The following is a 2,104-nucleotide window of genomic DNA, read 5'->3' as shown; positions in this document are numbered from 1 at the left end:
CTTCGGCATCATCGCCGGGTTGGGACGCGGCATACCGGGACGGCCACCGGCCTGGCCACCCTCACGGGCGGCCGCGGGACGCGGCGGACGCTGGTCGCCACCGGCCGGGGCACCGCCCTGGCCGCCGCCCTGGCCCCCACCCTGGCCACTGGGGCGCGGACGCCCCATGCCCTGGTTGGAGGAGAACGGGTTGTTGCCCGGGCGCGGAGCGCCGGGCTTGCCGACCGGACGCGGTCCGGGACGGCCGGCACCGCCGGTGCCACCCGCGCCACCGCGAGCCGCGGGAGCCTGCGGACGAGCGCCCGGCTTCGGGGCACCCGGCTTGGGCGCACCCGGCTTGGCGGCCGGCTTCGGGCTGGGCTTGGGCGCGGCGGGGGCCGATGCCGACGCCGCAGGGGCGACCTGTGCAGCCTCGGCCTTCTTGGCCGGGGGCTTCGGGCCGGGCTTCGGCGCGGCCGGCTTGGTCGCGGCGGGCGCCTCGGCAGGCTTCTCGGGCGCCGTGTCCGCAGCCTTCTTGGGGGCCGCGGGCTTGGGCTCTGCCGGCTTCGGACCGGGCTTGGGGCCGGGCTTGGGGGCGGCAGGCTTCTCGTCGGTGGACGCGGAACCGCCCTTGCCGCCGGCCTTCAGGCCGGGGCCGATCTCCTTGCGGAAACGCATCTCCGCAGGCAGCTCGACGGTCGAGCTCGCCGACTTGACGAACTCTCCCATCTCCTTGAACTTCTCGAGAACGAACTTGCTCTCGACTCCGAACTCCTTGGCGAGTTCGTGGACTCGGGTCTTAGCCACGCTTCTCCTTCTGGCCACAGACCCAAATCCGGGTGAAAACTGTGACCACTAGTGGGTGTAGAACACGCTCATCGCGAAGTACTCATCGAGTGCTCATGAGCTTTTGCTCCAATTCCTGGTCAGTTGACCGTCGGCGACGGTCGTGGGTGTCTGGCGCGTGTCGAGGTAGTCCTCCACCGGTGCGCTGGAAAGCCCGCCCTCGGCCCCCTTACCTTTCGGGAACAGGGCCCGGGTGAACGCCTTCCGGCGCACCGCGAGTTCGTAGCACTCACGCGTGGGGTGCAGATGCGCCCCTCGCCCGGGTGCGGTGGCTGTCGGATCGGGCACCACGGCCGGCTGGCCGTTGCGGTCCGAGCCGGCGGTCACCCGCAACAACTCGCGCTTGGCGGCTCGCTTCCGGCAACCCACGCACGTACGGACGGGTCCGTTCTGCGTAGTTTCTTCGAGGCGTGCCACCGATCCTTAACACTACCGCTTCCGGGGTTCGGTAGACGAAACCGGGGCACAGGTCGTTCTTATTCCGTGACCCATCTTCACAATATGGCGGCGATCTCCGGCCAGGCCAGCCGGCCCAGTTCGCGGTCGGCGTCCTCCGAGCCGCCCCAGGCGAGCCTGCTGCTGAGCGGGAGCACCGGCTCCCCCGGAAGCACGACCCGGTGGCCGGCCTCGGGATGGGTGACCACGATCGTCTCCAGGTCGTGGGCCGTACGTCGCCGCCGGACCGCCTCGGCGAAGAGGACCGACGGCCACAGCTCGTCGTCTCCCCCGGCGACCAGGACGACCTCACCGGCGATGCGCTCGACCGGGATGGTCGCGGCCGGCACGCGGTCGGCGTACTTCTCCAGGGCCGAGAGGTAGGCCTCGCAGAACGACGGCAGCTCCCCATCTGCCTCCTTCACGGCATCCTCGACGGCCTCGTCGTCGAAGGGCACGAACGGCACCGGCTCGCCGCGCAACGTCCACGAGGACCGCTGCGGCCGCTCGTCGCTCAGACCTGCCCAGGAGACGTACGTCGGGGAGATGCCGACCACGGCGTCGATCTCGGGGTGCAGGGTGCCGAGCAGCAGCGCCGCCTGGGCACCCCAGGACGTCCCGAGCACGACCAGCCGCTCGTAGCGGGCGTGGAGGTCGCCGAGGACGTCGTCGAACGTCTCCAGCGGCATCAGCCGGGCCTCGCCCGGCTGGCCGGGGCCGCCGAAGTAGCGGATCGACGCCGCCGCCACACCGTGGGAGGCGAGCATCCGGCAGCGGTCGGTCTCGACCCGGGCACCGGCAGCCAGGGGTCGAGCAGGGCGCAGGTCTCGTCGAGGGAGCGGGC

3 protein-coding genes are annotated in these 2,104 nt (G+C 71.8%); all 3 read right to left on the bottom strand.

From position 1 onward, the window contains the following. Window positions 1–786 (bottom strand): translation initiation factor IF-2 N-terminal domain-containing protein (locus ACFVJS_RS27735; protein ID WP_378886763.1); only part of this gene is annotated, 786 nt, incomplete at its 3' end. A 93-nt stretch (window positions 787–879) separates the two neighbouring features. Further along, window positions 880–1,242 (bottom strand): YlxR family protein, encoded by a 363-nt coding sequence (locus ACFVJS_RS27730; protein WP_378886762.1) that lies wholly within the window; start codon window positions 1,240–1,242, stop codon window positions 880–882. 77 nt (window positions 1,243–1,319) lie between these two features. Beyond that, window positions 1,320–2,104: alpha/beta fold hydrolase (locus ACFVJS_RS27725; protein WP_378886761.1), on the bottom strand; the 785-nt coding region annotated here is incomplete at its 5' end.

This window comes from Nocardioides sp. NPDC057772, from assembly GCF_042798075.1.
In the GTDB taxonomy this organism is placed as follows: domain Bacteria; phylum Actinomycetota; class Actinomycetes; order Propionibacteriales; family Nocardioidaceae; genus Nocardioides.
The sequence above is the reverse complement of the archived record's forward strand: the minus strand, read 5'-3'. Positions and strand labels throughout refer to the sequence as shown.